Source organism: Sphingobium sp. B10D7B, from assembly GCF_025961955.1.
In the GTDB taxonomy this organism is placed as follows: Bacteria; Pseudomonadota; Alphaproteobacteria; order Sphingomonadales; family Sphingomonadaceae; genus Sphingobium.
Map to the genome: position 1 here is coordinate 1493202 of NZ_JAOQOQ010000001.1, position 14635 is coordinate 1507836.

The following is a 14635-nucleotide window of genomic DNA, read 5'->3' on the forward strand; positions in this document are numbered from 1 at the left end:
TTTCTATATTGTCAAGCATCGAATGGAGGCACTTATGACCCAACCCATCATTGAGGCATTTTTTGACGAGCCCACCAACACGGTGAGCTATCTGGTGGTCGATCCGCAGACGCACATCGCGGCCGTGATCGATCCTGTGTTGGATTTCGATCCAGCCAGCGGCGAGGTCGATACCGGCTCAGCCGAACGCATTCTTGCCCGCGCCCAGGCGCAGAACTGGTCGATTGCCATGGTGCTGGAAACCCATGCCCATGCCGATCACCTCTCCGCCGCGCCCTTCTTCAAGGCGAAGACGGGCGCGAAGATCGGCATTGGCGAGCACATCCGGGACGTTCAAAAGATCTTCCGCCCCGTCTTCGCGCTGGACGATTTGCAGACCGACGGCTCGGATTTCGATTGCCTGTTCGCCGATGGCGAGCGGTTCTCGATGGGGTCGCTGGAGGTCGAGGTGCTGCATCTTCCCGGTCACACCCCGGCAGACATCGCCTACCGGATCGGCGACGCCGTGTTCGTCGGCGATACGCTGTTCATGCCGGATTACGGGACCGCGCGGGCCGATTTCCCCGGCGGGGACGCACGCACTCTCTACCGCTCGATCCGCCGCCTGCTCAGCCTGCCGGACGAGACCCGCCTCTTCATGTGTCATGATTACAAGGCGCCGGGGCGGGATGATTATCGTTGGGAGACCACCGTCGGCCAGCAGCGGACAAACAGCGTGCATGTGCGCGATGATGTCAGCGAGGAGGACTTTGTGGCGATGCGCACCAAGCGGGACGCCGGATTGTCCGCGCCGCGCCTGTTGCTGCCCTCGATCCAGGTCAACATCCGCGCTGGGCGCTTCCCGAAGGCGGAGGCCAATGGCGTGCGCTATCTGCGCATTCCGGTGACGGTGAAGGGCGACGCTGCGATAGGTTGACGCCCGGGAGGGGAAGGGCCGTGCCCCCGCTCAGCCCAACGCTTCCAGCGCGGCGAGCAGCGCCTTCTCTTCGATGGTCAGGCGTTTCTGGAACTTGCGATTGCTCGCCTTCACCCGCTTCATCGCCTCGCGCTGCAGGGCTTCTCCCTGCGGCGTCAGCGTCAGGCTAAGCGATCGCCCGTCAATGGGCGCATCGCTGATGAGGTCGCGAGCTTTGAGCCGGCCGATAAGCGGCGTCAGGTTGGCGCGCTTGATCGCCAGCGCCCGCCCGACATCGCTCTGCCGGCACCCGGGATTGTGGCCGACGAGAATCAGCAAGGAGGCCTCGCCGACGCTCAGGTCAATGGCACGCAGTGCGGCGATGACATCGCCCATCATCGCCATGGAGGCGCGGCGCAGTCGATAACCGAGCGTCCCGTCGAGCGGGCTGGCGAGCGTATTGGCGACCGGGGGTTCAGCCGGTGAATCCAGCGCCTTGTCGCGTCCCTGCCTCTGGTCCCTTGCCATCATGCCCCCGGATGAAAACCAGTCGCCAGCCCCTTGTGAGCCATGGTCGATAATGCTATGGCGCATAGCATAAATTGCCTTGAAGGGAAATCAAATGGCTGAGGAAAATACGTCCATCGAGCGGGAAGAGGATACCGTTCGCGTCGAGATCGAGAATAATATCGCATGGGTCTATTATAATCGCCCCGCTAAGCGGAACGCGCAGAGCCCCAAGCTGAACCGCCAGATGCTCAAGGTTCTGACGGATCTCGAATTCCGGGACGATGTCGGCGTTGTGGTTCTGGGTGGCGAAGGTCCCGCCTGGTGCGCCGGCATGGACCTCAAGGAATATTTCCGCGAGACCGAGGCGCAGGGCCTGGCCGGCACGCGCAAGGCACAGCGTGAGGCCTATACTTGGTGGGAGCGTCTGCGCTGGTTCCAGAAGCCGACCATCGCCATGGTGCATGGCTGGTGCTTCGGCGGCGCCTACGGCCCGCTGTTCGCCTGCGATCTCGCCTTTGCGGCTGACGAAGCGCAGTTTGGCCTGTCGGAAGTCAACTGGGGCATCCTCCCCGGCGGTGGCGCCACCAAGGTGGCCGTGGACCTGATGCCGATGCGCGTCGCCATGTATCACGCCATGATGGGCGAGAACCTCTCCGGTCAGGAAGCGGCCCGTTACAATCTCGTCAACGAGTCGATGCCGGTCGACCAGCTCAAGGCCCGCGTGAAGCAGGTCGCCGAGACGCTGATCGCCAAGAACTGGGCGACGGTGAAGTACACCAAGGACGCCGTCCGCCGGGTCAAGGAAATGACCTACGACAATGCAGAGGATTATCTGATCCGCCTGCAGGAAGGCCTCAACTGGTTCGACAAGTCGGATGGCCGCCATGTCGCGATGAAGCAGTTCCTCGACGACAAGACCTTCAAGCCGGGCCTGGGTCACTACGACAAGACCAAGACCGACGTCTGAGTTGCCGGAGGGGTGGCCTGAACAGGGCCGCCCTTTCTCATGTTTTATCCTTCGCCCCGGCAGCATCGGCCGCCGGGGCGAAAGGTCTGATTGCCACGAGCTGGTTTCGCGAAGGAGAGTTGAGTTATGACGGTTGAGGCCGGAGAGCGCCCGCAGGCGGGAACGCGTGACATCAATCGGTTGCTGCGTCCGCGGTCCATCGCGATCGTCGGAGCTTCCGAAACGCCGGGTTCGCTCGGTGCCAGCGTTCTGGCTAATCTCGTTCGGAACGACTTTGCCGGTGACATCCACCTCGTCAACCCCAAGCGCGAGACGATCAGCGGACGCCCCGCGGTGCCCAGCGTCGAGGCGCTGCCCGAGGGCGTGGATTGCGCGATCCTCGCCATTCCGCGCGTCGCGGTGCTGGATACGATGCGCCAGCTTGCCGCGCGCAAGGCCGGCGCCGCCATCATCTTTGCTGCAGGCTTTGCCGAGGGCGGCGAGCAGGGCATGGCCGACCAGCAGGAAATCGGGCGCATCGCGCATGAAGCCGGCATCGTGGTCGAGGGGCCGAACTGCCTCGGCTCCGTGAACTATCTGGATCGCATTCCGCTGACCTTCATCGACACCGAGATCAAGGCGCCGAGCCCGGGTGGGGTCGGCATTGTCTCGCAGAGTGGCGCCATGGCGGCCGTGCTCGCCGTGATGCTGGAGAGCCGCACGCTCGACCTGACCTACTCGGTCTCCACCGGCAATGAGGCCGGCAGCGGCGTCGAGGATTATGTCGAGTTCATGATCGCCGACGAGAAGACGCGCATCATCGCGATGATCGTCGAGCAGTTCCGTGATCCCGCCCGCTTCCTGGCACTGATGGACAAGGCCCGTGCCGCCGGCAAGCTCGTTGCCTTGCTGCACCCCGGCAAGAGCAGTGCGGCGCGCGAGTCCGCCGCCACGCACACCGGCGCTATGGCTGGCGACTATAAGCTGATGCGCGCCAAGGTGGAGCGAGCAGGGGTCGTCGTCGCCGAGACGCTGGAAGAGCTGGGCGACATCACCGAGATCGCGGCGCGTTGCCCGGCGCTGCCGAGTGGCGGTACCGCCGTGCTTGGCGAATCCGGTGCGCTCAAGGCGCTGACGCTGGATCTGGCTGAAGAACTGGACCTGGCGCTGCCGACCCTCGATGACAACAACGCCCCTGCCTTGCGCGCGGCGCTGCCCGAGTTCGTCCCGGTCAGCAATCCGCTCGATCTGACCGCACAAGGCCTTGTCGATCCCGACATGTATTACCGCACCCTCGCGGCGTTGTTCGAGGATGATCGCGTCGGCACCATCTTCGCCGGGATCATCCAGACCAATCCGGCGACGATCGGCATCAAGCTGCCGCCGTTCCTCAAGGCTGTCCGCGAGCTTAAGGCGACCAAGCCGGTGATCTTCGGCGGCGTGGATGAGGGCGCGCACGTGCCGGCCGACTGGATCGAGCAGCTTCGCGCCGAGGGCATTCCCTATTTCCCGACGACAGAGCGGGCTTTGCGGGCCATCAAGCGGCTCTCGGCCGCCGGTCAGCGCGATGCGACCAAGACGGACGCAGCGCCGGCAAGCGTGCCTGCGCTCGCCAGCGAAAAGGGCGTCGTGCCGGAATACAAGGCCAAGGCCTTGCTCGCGCCGCTCGGCATTCCCTTCCCCAAGGGTCAGTTTGCCGCGACCGTCGAAGAGGCGATTGCCGCGGCCGACGCTATTGGTGGCCCAGTGGTGATGAAGGCGCAGGCTGCCGCGCTTAGTCACAAGAGCGATGCCGGCGGCGTGGCGCTCAATCTGGTCGGCGCCGACGCGATCCGCGCGGCGTGGGACAAGATGTTCACGGACGTGAAGCGCTATGACGCATCCATCATTCTCGATGGCGTGCTGATCGAGGCAATGGGCGCGCGCGGTATGGAACTGATCGTCGGCGCCAAGAACGATCCGCAATGGGGTCCGGTGATCCTCGCCGGCTTTGGCGGCGTGACGGCGGAAATCCTGCAGGACGTGCGCCTGCTCTCGCCGGACATGACCAAGGCGGCCATCGTGGCTGAACTCGGCAAGCTCAAGCAGGCCGCGTTGCTCAACGGCTATCGCGGTGCGCCCGCGCTGGACGTCGAGGCGGTGGCCGATCTTATCGGCGGCATCGGTCGTCTGCTGCGCGGTGAGCCGCGCATTCAGGAGCTCGATCTCAACCCGGTGGTCGTCTATCCCAACGGCCAGGGCGTGGTCGCACTCGACGCGCTGATGCTCGTCGACTGATACCAGCAGGTCCATTCGTCCCGCAAGGACACCGCCTTATAGTAGACCCTCCCGCGCCCGGCGTGGGAGGGTTGCTTGCATTGGGTGCCTGTGCATTCCTGACGTGCAGCAAAATTGCCGTCTGAACTTCGAATTGGTCTGGCCTTGCGCGGCGTTTTCGGGTAGATGAAGTTTTCGTATATACGAACGATTGGAAGCGATGAACGACTCGCCCTCTCTGGCTGTGCCGGTCTTATTGTTGCCGGGCCTCATCTGCGATGCGCGCATCTGGGCGCCGCAGGTCGCCGCCTTGGGGCAGATCATGCCAGTCGCAGCAGTGGATGGATATGGCGAGGCGGACAGCCTCACCGCCATGGCCGATCAGGTGATCGACTCAGCGCCCGCGCGCTTTGCGGTCATCGGCCATTCGATGGGCGGCCGGGTCGCGCTCGAAATCTTCCGCAAAGTGCCCGAGCGGCTTGCCGGCATCGGCCTTATCAGCACCGGTGTTCATCTGCCCAAACCCAATGAGGCGGACGGGCGCTTCGCGCTGCTTAACCGCGGCGTGGAAGAGGGCATGGACGCCCTGATCGATTCCTGGCTGCCGCCGATGGTGTGGGAGCGCAACCGGCTCAAGCCGCAGCTGATGGACATGCTCTGGCAGATGTGCAGCGATGCCGGTATCGACATGTTCGAGCGGCAGATCCGCGCCCTGCTGGCACGCCCCGAAGTCGAGAGCCTGTTGCCGCAAATCCATTGCCCCGCGCTTGTCGCGACCGGCGCGCATGATGCCTGGGCGCCGCCGGTGCAGCATGAGCGAATTGCTGCAGCAATTGCGGGCGCGACTTATGCTGTGATCCCGGATTCAGGGCATATGCTCCCGGTCGAACAGCCCGATGCGATGTCCGCCCTGTTGCGCACCTGGCTCGACCGGGTCGCGCAGCAAGAAGCTGCGGCCACCGCGAACCCCTGACCAATTATAACTGCGTTTCTAACTTCAGTCCGAAGGAGAGTATCATGGCGAAGAATCTTCAAGACGTGCTGGATGGCGCCGGCAATGCCGTCGACTTCCTGCGCAACCAGCAGACCGGTCCGAACGTCTATCCGGGCGTGCCCGCGGAATATTCGAACTGGCGCAACGAGCAGCGCGCATGGGCCAAGACGGCCGTGCTGTTCAACCAGAGCTACCACATGGTCGAGCTGATGGTCGAAGGCCCCGACGCTTTCGAGTTCCTCAACTATCTCGGCATCAACAGCTTCAAGAACTTCAAGCCCGGCAAGGCCAAGCAGTGGGTCCCGGTGACGCCTGAGGGTTATGTCATTGGCGACGTGATCCTGTTCTATCTCGCCGAGAACCAGTTCAATCTCGTCGGCCGCGCGCCGGCCATCGAGTGGGCCGAGTTCCACGCCTCCACCGGCAAGTGGAACGTCACGCTGACCCGCGACGAGCGCACCGCGCTGCGCACGGACGGCAAGCGTCGCCACTATCGCTTCCAGCTGCAGGGCCCCAACGCCATGGCGATCCTGACGGACGCGATGGGCCAGGCCGCGCCGGACCTCAAGTTCTTCAACATGGCGGACGTCCAGATCGCCGGCAAGACTGTTGGCGCCCTGCGTCACGGCATGGCCGGTCAGCCGGGCTATGAGCTTTATGGTCCCTGGGCCGATTACGAAGCCGTGCACAGCGCGCTCGTCGCTGCCGGCAAGAAGCACGACCTCGCCCTCGTCGGCGGTCGCGCTTACTCGTCGAACACGCTTGAGTCGGGCTGGATCCCGTCCCCGTTCCCGGGCTATCTGTTCGGCGAAGGCTCTGCGGACTTCCGCAAGTGGGCCGGCGAGAACAGCTATGGCGCCAAGTGCTCGGCGGGCGGTTCGTTCGTGCCCGAGACGCTTGAGGGCTACGGCCTGACGCCGTGGGATGTGGGCTATGGCATCATCGTCAAGTTCGACCATGACTTCATCGGCAAGGAAGCCCTTGAGAAGATGGCGAACGAGCCGCACCTCGAGAAGGTGACGCTGGCGCTCGACGACGAGGACATGCTGCGCGTGATGAGCAGCTACTTCGCCGAGTCCGGCCGCGCCAAATATTTCGAGTTCCCGAGCGCGGTCTACTCGATGCACCCCTATGACTCGGTGATGGTCGACGGCAAGCACATCGGCGTCTCCACCTGGGTTGGTTACTCGTCGAACGAGGGCAAGATGCTCACGCTCGCGATGATCGATCCGAATTATGCCAAGCCCGGCACGGAAGTCTCGCTGCTATGGGGCGAGCCCAATGGCGGCACCTCCAAGCCGACCGTCGAGCCGCACGAGCAGACCGAGATCAAGGCGATCGTCGCACCGGTGCCTTACTCGGCCGTGGCCCGCACCGGCTATGCCGACAGCTGGCGCACCAAGAAGGCCTGATCGGTCTCAAGAGTTCAAGAGCGGGGCTGCCGAAAGGCGGCCCCGTTTTTTATGGGCTGGACGTCAGCTCAGTGAATAGCGATGAGTTTTGCGCGAATGCCGGCCGTGGAATGACGCGGCGGGCTGGGCAGGCAGCGCGCAAGGGGCGAAGATGGTCGAAGACGAGAAACTCCCGCCATTCGAGCAATCGCTGGCCGCGATCCTGTTGAGCGCCAAGGAAGCGGTGATCGCCCCGATGCGCACCAAGCTCCGCGACTTCGACATCACCGAACCGCAGTGGCGCGTGCTGCGGGTGATCAACGACCGGGGCACCACCGATGCAACCGACTTGGCCGAAGTCGCGCTGCTCCACGCGCCGAGCGTCACGCGCATCCTGCGGGAACTGGAAGGGCGCGCGCTGATCGTTCGCACTGCCGATCCCGATGATCGCAGACGCTCCACCATCGCGCTCTCGCCGGCAGGCGCGCAGATCGTGACAGCGATTTCCGCCCATGTCGCGGCGATGATGCGGGTCTATTCCACCCGGTTCGGCGCGACCCGCCTTGAGGGGCTAGCCGCTGAGTTGCGCGCATTGTGCGCAGCAATCGATGAGGATTGAGCACGCGCGTTGCCGCTTGCGCTTGCGACGATATGCTTATCATGTTAAGTGATTTCGTATGACGCGCGCGATGGTCCTCCAGGGATCTTGTCGCGCGACCAGCATGATCCTTGGGAGATGAGTGAACGATGACCGGCTTTGCGCTTCGCGACCTGATCGACGACCGCCCGGAAGACGGCGTGTTCCGCGTCAACCGTGCCCTGTTCCGCGACCCCGATCTGTTTGATCTGGAGATGAAGCACATCTTCGAAGGCGGGTGGGTGTTCATCGGGCTCGCCACGCAAGCCGAGGATCCCCACGATTATTTCACCGGCTTCATCGGGCGAGTACCGATCATTGTCAGTCGTGATGGCGAAGGCGTGCTGCACTGTTTCGTCAATGCCTGTCCGCACAAGGGCGTGCGCCTCATCCAAAAGCTGTGTGGCAATGCGCGCCGGCACGTTTGCCCCTATCACAGCTGGACGTTCGACAGCACCGGCGCGAACAAGAACATCAAGTGGCAGAAGAGCGGCTGCTACGGCGCCGGGTTCGACGATGAGAACCACGATCTGGCACCCGTTGCAAAGTTCGGGGAGTATCGCGGCTTCCTGTTTGCCAGCCTGAATGCCGACGTGCCGAGCCTCGATGAGCATCTTGGCGAGGCCCGGAAGTTGCTCGATCTGGTGGTCGACAAGAGTCCGGAAGGCGTGGAGCTGGTGCCAGGCCGCGTCACCTTCACTTATGCCGCGAACTGGAAGATGCAGCTCGAAAACTGCTCGGACCAGTATCACTTCACCTCCACCCATCCGAGCTACATCCGCATTCTCGATCAGCGCGCCAAGGAGCAGGCGGAGGATGTCGTGCAGTCCTCGCTGGGGGCCTCCGACTTCTGGCAGGAGGAGGCCAGCGGCACGAGCGGCGGCACGATGAGCTTCGATCATGGCCATGTGCTCAATTGGGGCATCATGCCCGTCTCCTCGGCCATTCCGGAGTTCGAACGGGCCGAACAGCTCGCCCGCGATCATGGCGAGGCCAAGCGCAACTGGATGTTCAACATGCGCAACCTCACGATCTTCCCCAATCTGCAGATCGCCGAGAATGCCTCCAGCCAGATGCGGGTCATCCGCCCGTTGGCCGCCGGCCTCACCGAGATGCAGACCTGGTGCATCGCGCCGCGCGGCGAGAGTGCGCAGGCGCGGACATTCCGCATCCGGCAGTATGAGGATTTCTTCAATCCGACCGGCATGGCGACACCGGACGACACCGTCTGCTATGAGGAAGCCCAGCTGGGCATGGCCGAGCAGGACCGTCCCTGGCTGCAAGGCCACGCCCGCGGCCTGACCGCCTCGAAAGAGGGCGGGAACATGTATGCCGACATGATCGAGCTCAAGCCCGCGCGCAACGTCGTCGCCGATGCGCAGCTGTGCGACGAAAGCCTGTTCGCGAGCTACTATCGCGCCTGGGCGCAGCGCATGGCGGAGGTGATCGCATGAGCCAGCTGAGCCACGCCGACGCCGCGCAACTGCTTTATCGCGAGGCGCTGCTGCTCGACCGTCTCGATCTCGAGACCTGGCTAGAGCTGTTCACCAAGGATTGCGTGTTCTGGATGCCCGCCTGGCGCGACGACGGCACGCAGACCGAAGACCCTGAGGCTGAACTCTCGCTGATCTATTATCGCGGTCGCCGAAACCTGGCGGACCGCATCCAGCGCATCCGCTCGGGCTTTTCGGTGGCGTCCGCGGTCATGCCGCGCGTGTCCCACATGATTGGCAATGTCATCGCCGAGCCGGCGGGCGAGGGGATGGCGCGCGTGAATTCTACCTTCATCGTGAATGTGCACGATGTGCGCAGCAATCGCTCGCACGCCTATTTCGGGCGTTACGAGCATGAGCTGAGACACGAGGACGGCGCGTGGAAAATCTCCCGCAAGGTCATCCGCCTGCTGAACGACCGGGTGCCGACGATGCTGGACGTCTACGGCATCTGATCGTCCTGCAGACGCCCGCTTACATCGCCCGGTAGAAGCGGATGCGGACGGCGCTCACCTTGCCGTCCGCCATCACCGGCTCCAGCGTGCCGAGAAACGCGCTCTGCCCCAGCCACTCATATTTGCCGAGCGGTGCCTCGAACACCGGGTGGGTGCGACCGGGCCGAGGCTTGCCGTCCTTGTCCGGCCCGCACAACGTGCCCTTGTTGACGACGTTGATGATCACGCCATCATCGGTGCGGATCATGTAATCGGCCTTGATGTCCGTGCAGCCATCGCTGCGCCGCAACTGCCAGTCCCATCCGCCGGGGATGATCGTGCCCTTGATGCCCGGTCCCTCAAACGTCCCGCCGGTGATCGGAATGATCAGGCGCTCGCCATAGGGCGTCTTCCCGGCCGGCATGGCCGGCGAGAGCGTGACCATCTCTTCAAAGGCGAACTCCAGGCTGGGCTTGCTGGGGTCAGCGTCGGCGGCTTGAGCCGGGAGCGCCAACACGGAAATCAGCGCGACTGCACAGAGGCCGCGGCTCATGGCTTTTCCTCCACGTCAGGTTGGGTGCAGGTGAAGCTGCTAGCCTTGGTGGCATCGCCGCCGGTATAGCGCGCATATCCCGGGAACGGACAGAGCGGGCGACTGGCCGATCCATCGCGGCGGCTCGCGGTCACGCCTTCCGGCACCTTGCCTTGCTCGACCCAATCCACCACGGCGCCGAGCAGATCGAACTGATCGAAAGCATTGCCGCCGCCGCAATGCGCCATGCCCGGGACCATGTAGAAGCGGCTCGCCTTGTCCCACGCCTCGCCATTGGTTTCGGACGCGCGCAGCCAGTAATCCCACGTATCCCAGGCCGAGAACCAGGGGTCACTCACGCCGTGGAAGAAGAGGATCTTGCTGCCCTTGTCGAGGAAGGTGTTGAGGTTGGTCCAATAGGATGTGTCGGTAAGCCGCTGCTGGGCGTTGTTGCGCACCTCGTTGATGCGGGCATCGAGATCGATCGTGAGGTCGCGCAGTGGTGGGCCGAACACGCCCGGCGCGCCGGTGGTGATGTAGCCGGATACCGGCCCGGAGGTATCGACGATGCCGGTATCAAAAGGCACCGGCGCATAGAGCGGGTAACCGGACTTGTCGCGCGGCCCGGCAAAGGCGCGCTCAAGGGCCTCGACCTGCGCCTTGCTCAGGCACGAATCCGCCTTCGTGCCGGTGCATTGCAGCCGGGCAGGCTGGAAGCGACACTGGCCGACATTCTCGATCATCCCGTCCTTGAGGCCATCGAGACCGTCGCACTGGTTGAGCAAGCCCTTGAGGATGAGTTGGCGGTCCGCCGGCGAGAAGGCCCTGTCGATCAAGGGCGAGCCCTTGTCATCCTTGGGCGCGGCCTGGTTGAACATCACCTGCGCATAGCTCATGCCAAGATTTGAGTTGCCGGTCCGCATGGCCGGCGCGCCGACCACGATTCCATCGAACAACTCGGGATAACGCTGTGCGGCGAGCATGCCCTCCCGGCCGCCGGTCGAGCATCCGGTCATGTAGCTGCGCGTGGCCGATTTGCCGTAGAAGCCCTGTGCGATCGCCTTGCCGGCGAGCGTGACCGTGCGCACCGAACTCTCCGCAAAGTCGAGCGTCGCGCGTTGATCGACCATGAAGGCGTTGTCGAACACCGCGCCTTTGTGGCCGCTGTCATGGCTGAGCACGGCAAAGCCGCGCGCGAGGGCAGGACGATTGCCGGCAGCGACAGGGCCGATCGGCTCGCGAATGCTGCCATTCAGACCACCACCACCCATCAGCAGGAAGCGGCCGCTCCAGTCCTGCGGCAGCGCGAGGGCAAAACCGATGCCATAGGTGTTGCCGCCAGCACCTGTGCGCTGATTGATGACGCCTTCAACGCGGCAATGCTGGGGCAGCACCAAGGTGGCAGGCGGCTCACCTGGTGGCGGCGGCGCCTTGGATGGCCCGGCCGGGACCAGCACGGCGCTGGTGATTTTCACCTCGGCGCCGAAATTCTGGCTGGTGAGCTCCGCACAGCGCTGGGCCGCGTCCTGTGCGGCTGCAGGCGTCGGCGCAAGGGCGGCGCCGGCCAGCAAGGCGGCCAGAGAGGCGATGGATTTGCCGTTCATATATTCTCCCCTGTCTTTGCGTCTTATTGGATCGTCGCCGTCGCGCACGCAAGGCGCTCCGCCTTAGTTAGGTGAGGTCGCTCAAGCCGATCTTTGCGCCTTCCAGCGCGGCCTTGTTAGCGGCCCGGCGCATCCGCTCGACCTCAAGGCGCTCCGGCGGCGCGACTTCATCCGGCAGGGCGGCGAGGCTGGTTTCGTAGATGTCCTTGAAGTCTTCCGCAAATTCGGGGTGGGTGAAGATCAGGCCCCGGTTCTCGACCATGCCGGCAAAAATCTTCTCACCGGCCTCCAGAGGGTCCATGCCATTCTCGAAAGCGGTCGCGAACTGGCGGATTTCCGCCTCGTCCACCGGTGCGAAACCGCTGCCCGAAAATTCGGCCGGGCGCTTGAGCGCGGAGAGCGCCGCATCCGTCGCGACCAGCGCCGGGCAGACCAGCGAGACGCCAATGCCATAGGGCACCAGATTATAGCGCAGGCACTCCGTCAGGCCGCGCACGGCGAATTTGCTGGCGGTATAGATCCCGGCCTGCGGTCCGGAGAGATAGGCCGCCATGCTCGCGACGTTGACAACATGGCCGGCTTCGCCGCTCGCCTTGATCTTGGGCAGGAAGGACACGATGCCGTTCACCACTCCGCCAAAGTTGACGCCCATGATCCAGTCATAGTCGGCAAAGCTGGCTTCATCGGTGGGGCCGAAGACGGAGACACCGGCATTGTTCACCAGCACATGGCAGGCGCCGAAATGGTCGACGACCTGCTCTGCCGCCTGTTGGAACGCCGCCCGGTCGGTCACGTCGAGCTTGATCCAGAGCGGCACTTCCCGCCCGCGCTCCTCGAACCATTTGGTACAGCGCGCGCGCTGCTCTTCATTGCGGTAGGAGAGGGCGAGGCGCATGCCGGCGTTGCTGAAAGCCCGCGCGATCCCGAAGCCGATTCCAGTGCCCGCGCCGGTGATGAACGCGACTTTTCCGGACCAATCCGTGCTGCTCATGATGACTCTTTCCTCTCGCCGGCTATTTGTGCTTTGTTAGCAAAACATACAGTCAAAGAGAGAGGAGTCGATAATGTCTGAGGTGGAATCGCGCCTGGCCAAGCTGGAAAAGAAGGTCCAGGAACTCGAAGATATCAACGCGATCCGTCGGCTCCAATGGGCCTATGGCTACTATATCGACTATAACCGCCCCGAGGAGGTTGCCGGTCTCTTTGCCAAGGAGGGTGTGGTTGTGTTCCTCTCCGGCGAATATGTCGGATATAAGGGCGTGATGCGGCTCTATGGAACATGGTTCCAGAACCTGTTCACCGGCGGACGGCGCGGACCGGTTCATGGCCTGTTGCTCGACCATTTCCAGCTGCAGGATGTGATCACGATTGGCGAGGACGGCCAGACCGCCAAGGGGCGCTTCCGCGGCATTCTTGCGGGTGGCTGGCATGACGACGCGCTGCACGAAAAGCCTGAAGGGGTGCCGCAGCAGTTCTGGGAGTCCGGCATCTACGAGAATGACTATGTCAAGGAAGACGGCGTCTGGAAGATCAAGCGCCTCGACTATATGATGCAGTGGCAGGGCGACTATGAGAAGGGCTGGGCGCACACCACCGCGCACCTGCAGCCGGCGCAGAAACCTTATCCGGAAGATCCCAACGGCCCCGACCGCATCCTGCCCGAGAAGGAAGTCCGCCAGACTTGGCCGCACCGCTACGAAGTGCCGATGAGTTTTGCGCACCCGGTGCTCGGACGCGACTTCATTGTCGAGAATTTCACGCCGATGATGACCAAGCAGCCGCGGGGTAACTAACGGCCCGACACGTCGCCCGGCGGTTCACTCTGCTGGGCGATCCTGCGGGAAATGCACAGCCAGCCAGACGGTCGGCGGTGCCGCCTGCGTCCAGACGACCCGATGACGGACATGAGCGGGAATGAGCAGCGCATCGCCGGGTGACAGCGGGCATTCGCCACGGTCCTCCAGCCAGAGCCGGGCCGCGCCGGCCAGCAGCAGCACCCACTCGTCATGGGGCTGATCGTATGGCGCGACCTCGGGCGTCGTCTGTCCCTGCGACACGATCCGCTCGATCCGGGTGCCGGCCTTTTCGAGGATCAGATCGAAGACTTCCTCCACGCTGGCATCGGGAAGCGGTGCGAGGAGGTTGAGAACCCCCGGCGCCTCGCCCTCATTCGCCGCCAAGAGCCTGCGCCGCCTGCGTGAGTAGAACGGCGGCGCGCTGCTCAAGGTCCGGGGTTGCTCGCGCGACGGGGATGGCGGCGCTGATCGCGCCGACCAGACTCCCGCCCACATGCACGGCATGGCCGATACCGATGATGCCGGGGGTGAACTCTTCAGCAGTGCGCGCAATACCGGTTTGCGCGATCTGTGCCAGTTCTCGGCGCAGCTCTGCTTCGGCAGTGCGCGTCTGTGGCGTGAATGCCGCGCGACTGGCCGCCGCGAAATAGGCGTCCAGCTCCTGCGGATCGAGCGCGGCCAGAATGGCCTTGCCGGCGGCAAAGGCATGGAGCGGGACGAGACGGCCAACCTCGATGGTATAGCGCAGCGCTTGGGGGGCCACTTCGCCCGCAATCGCCTCCATATTCTCGCCATGGCGGACGAAGAAGGAGACGGTCTCGTTGAGTTGCCGCGAGACCGATCGCAGCACCGGATAGACCCGGTCCTTGAGCGGGATAGCTTCCGGGGCTGGGTTGAGACGGGCGAGCGCTGGCCCGGGCGAATGGAGTCGGCCGCTGCGCAGCAGATAGCCGCGCTCGACCAGAGTCCCGAGCAGATAGGAGAGGCTGCTAACGGGAATCGCCAAGGAGAGCGCAATCTCGGCAGCACTGACCGGCCGGCCACTGCTGACGACATATTCCAGAATGTCGAGCGTCCGCGTGGCCGATTTGACCGACGAGGACTCCGCCTTCGCTTCCATGCCGCGATCCCCCAATAGCCGTCGGCG

The 14635-nt window shown here is 63.9% G+C and carries 15 protein-coding genes and 1 pseudogene; 9 read left to right on the forward strand and 7 right to left on the reverse strand.

The features are described 5' to 3' along the window. Positions 1 to 34: 34 nt before the first annotated feature. On the forward strand, positions 35 to 916 hold the full coding sequence (locus M2331_RS07035) for an MBL fold metallo-hydrolase (RefSeq protein ID WP_181559613.1): 882 nt from the start codon (positions 35 to 37) through the stop codon (positions 914 to 916). A 30-nt stretch (positions 917 to 946) separates the two neighbouring features. On the opposite strand, the gene M2331_RS07040 is transcribed toward M2331_RS07035, so the two are convergent. Beyond that, entirely contained in the window at positions 947 to 1489 is a 543-nt protein-coding gene (locus M2331_RS07040; protein WP_181559614.1) for a MarR family winged helix-turn-helix transcriptional regulator, read from the reverse strand. Between the two features lie 28 nt (positions 1490 to 1517). On the opposite strand from M2331_RS07040, the gene M2331_RS07045 reads away from it, so the two are divergent. The 7 genes from M2331_RS07045 (at position 1518) to M2331_RS07075 (ending at position 9577) form a co-directional block, all read left to right on the forward strand. Continuing rightward, entirely contained in the window at positions 1518 to 2372 is an 855-nt protein-coding gene (locus M2331_RS07045; protein WP_181559615.1) for a p-hydroxycinnamoyl CoA hydratase/lyase, read from the forward strand. 126 nt (positions 2373 to 2498) lie between these two features. Then, positions 2499 to 4628 carry an acetate--CoA ligase family protein gene (locus tag M2331_RS07050; protein ID WP_181559616.1) on the forward strand — a complete coding sequence of 710 codons (2130 nt, stop codon included), beginning with the start codon at positions 2499 to 2501 and terminating at the stop codon, positions 4626 to 4628. Between the two features lie 199 nt (positions 4629 to 4827). After that, positions 4828 to 5580 (forward strand): alpha/beta fold hydrolase, encoded by a 753-nt coding sequence (locus M2331_RS07055; RefSeq protein WP_181559617.1) that lies wholly within the window; start codon positions 4828 to 4830, stop codon positions 5578 to 5580. Positions 5581 to 5624: 44 nt separating this feature from the next. After that, entirely contained in the window at positions 5625 to 7013 is a 1389-nt protein-coding gene (desA, locus tag M2331_RS07060) for a syringate O-demethylase (RefSeq protein ID WP_220128530.1), read from the forward strand. A gap of 151 nt (positions 7014 to 7164) precedes the next feature. Next, entirely contained in the window at positions 7165 to 7611 is a 447-nt protein-coding gene (locus tag M2331_RS07065; RefSeq protein ID WP_181559618.1) for a MarR family winged helix-turn-helix transcriptional regulator, read from the forward strand. A 128-nt stretch (positions 7612 to 7739) separates the two neighbouring features. Further along, positions 7740 to 9083: an aromatic ring-hydroxylating oxygenase subunit alpha gene (locus M2331_RS07070; protein WP_181559619.1), complete on the forward strand. Its 1344-nt coding sequence runs from the start codon at positions 7740 to 7742 to the stop codon at positions 9081 to 9083. Next, positions 9080 to 9577: an aromatic-ring-hydroxylating dioxygenase subunit beta gene (locus M2331_RS07075; RefSeq protein ID WP_181559620.1), complete on the forward strand. Its 498-nt coding sequence runs from the start codon at positions 9080 to 9082 to the stop codon at positions 9575 to 9577. The genes M2331_RS07070 and M2331_RS07075 overlap by 4 nt, the downstream gene beginning before the upstream one ends. Positions 9578 to 9596: 19 nt before the next feature. Here M2331_RS07075 and M2331_RS07080 read toward each other — a convergent pair whose 3' ends face one another. From M2331_RS07080 to M2331_RS07090, 4 genes and pseudogenes are all read right to left on the reverse strand, one after another. Continuing rightward, positions 9597 to 10109: a DUF3237 domain-containing protein gene (locus M2331_RS07080; protein ID WP_181559621.1), complete on the reverse strand. Its 513-nt coding sequence runs from the start codon at positions 10107 to 10109 to the stop codon at positions 9597 to 9599. Next, positions 10106 to 10603: a tannase/feruloyl esterase family alpha/beta hydrolase gene (locus M2331_RS16615; RefSeq protein ID WP_413716083.1), complete on the reverse strand. Its 498-nt coding sequence runs from the start codon at positions 10601 to 10603 to the stop codon at positions 10106 to 10108. The genes M2331_RS07080 and M2331_RS16615 overlap by 4 nt, the downstream gene beginning before the upstream one ends. A 36-nt stretch (positions 10604 to 10639) precedes the next feature. After that, positions 10640 to 11692, reverse strand: a pseudogene (locus M2331_RS07085) (tannase/feruloyl esterase family alpha/beta hydrolase); the annotation flags it as partial. A 67-nt stretch (positions 11693 to 11759) separates the two neighbouring features. Then, positions 11760 to 12683, reverse strand: a complete 924-nt coding sequence (locus M2331_RS07090; protein ID WP_181559623.1) for an SDR family oxidoreductase — start codon at positions 12681 to 12683, stop codon at positions 11760 to 11762. A 73-nt stretch (positions 12684 to 12756) separates the two neighbouring features. Here M2331_RS07090 and M2331_RS07095 point away from each other — a divergent pair, with 73 nt between their 5' ends. Further along, positions 12757 to 13485, forward strand: coding sequence for a nuclear transport factor 2 family protein (locus tag M2331_RS07095; protein WP_181559624.1), 729 nt, complete (start codon positions 12757 to 12759; stop codon positions 13483 to 13485). Between the two features lie 24 nt (positions 13486 to 13509). Here the strand turns inward: M2331_RS07095 and M2331_RS07100 are convergent, their stop codons facing one another. Together M2331_RS07100 and M2331_RS07105 are read right to left on the reverse strand one after the other, a co-directional pair. After that, entirely contained in the window at positions 13510 to 13872 is a 363-nt protein-coding gene (locus tag M2331_RS07100) for a cupin domain-containing protein (RefSeq protein ID WP_181559625.1), read from the reverse strand. Further along, positions 13859 to 14608 (reverse strand): IclR family transcriptional regulator, encoded by a 750-nt coding sequence (locus tag M2331_RS07105; protein WP_181559626.1) that lies wholly within the window; start codon positions 14606 to 14608, stop codon positions 13859 to 13861. The genes M2331_RS07100 and M2331_RS07105 overlap by 14 nt, the downstream gene beginning before the upstream one ends. Positions 14609 to 14635: the final 27 nt, after the last annotated feature.

Coding starts and splice junctions, on each gene's coding strand:
- M2331_RS07035 (WP_181559613.1), top strand. CDS start 35: ATGACCCAACCCATCATTGAGGCATTTTTTGACGAGCCCACCAACACG.
- M2331_RS07105 (WP_181559626.1), bottom strand. CDS start 14,608: ATGGAAGCGAAGGCGGAGTCCTCGTCGGTCAAATCGGCCACGCGGACG.
- M2331_RS07080 (WP_181559621.1), bottom strand. CDS start 10,109: ATGAGCCGCGGCCTCTGTGCAGTCGCGCTGATTTCCGTGTTGGCGCTC.
- M2331_RS07065 (WP_181559618.1), top strand. CDS start 7,165: ATGGTCGAAGACGAGAAACTCCCGCCATTCGAGCAATCGCTGGCCGCG.
- desA (WP_220128530.1), top strand. CDS start 5,625: ATGGCGAAGAATCTTCAAGACGTGCTGGATGGCGCCGGCAATGCCGTC.
- M2331_RS07050 (WP_181559616.1), top strand. CDS start 2,499: ATGACGGTTGAGGCCGGAGAGCGCCCGCAGGCGGGAACGCGTGACATC.
- M2331_RS07040 (WP_181559614.1), bottom strand. CDS start 1,489: ATGCGCCATAGCATTATCGACCATGGCTCACAAGGGGCTGGCGACTGG.
- M2331_RS07090 (WP_181559623.1), bottom strand. CDS start 12,683: ATGAGCAGCACGGATTGGTCCGGAAAAGTCGCGTTCATCACCGGCGCG.
- M2331_RS07055 (WP_181559617.1), top strand. CDS start 4,828: ATGAACGACTCGCCCTCTCTGGCTGTGCCGGTCTTATTGTTGCCGGGC.
- M2331_RS07045 (WP_181559615.1), top strand. CDS start 1,518: ATGGCTGAGGAAAATACGTCCATCGAGCGGGAAGAGGATACCGTTCGC.
- M2331_RS07070 (WP_181559619.1), top strand. CDS start 7,740: ATGACCGGCTTTGCGCTTCGCGACCTGATCGACGACCGCCCGGAAGAC.
- M2331_RS07075 (WP_181559620.1), top strand. CDS start 9,080: ATGAGCCAGCTGAGCCACGCCGACGCCGCGCAACTGCTTTATCGCGAG.
- M2331_RS07095 (WP_181559624.1), top strand. CDS start 12,757: ATGTCTGAGGTGGAATCGCGCCTGGCCAAGCTGGAAAAGAAGGTCCAG.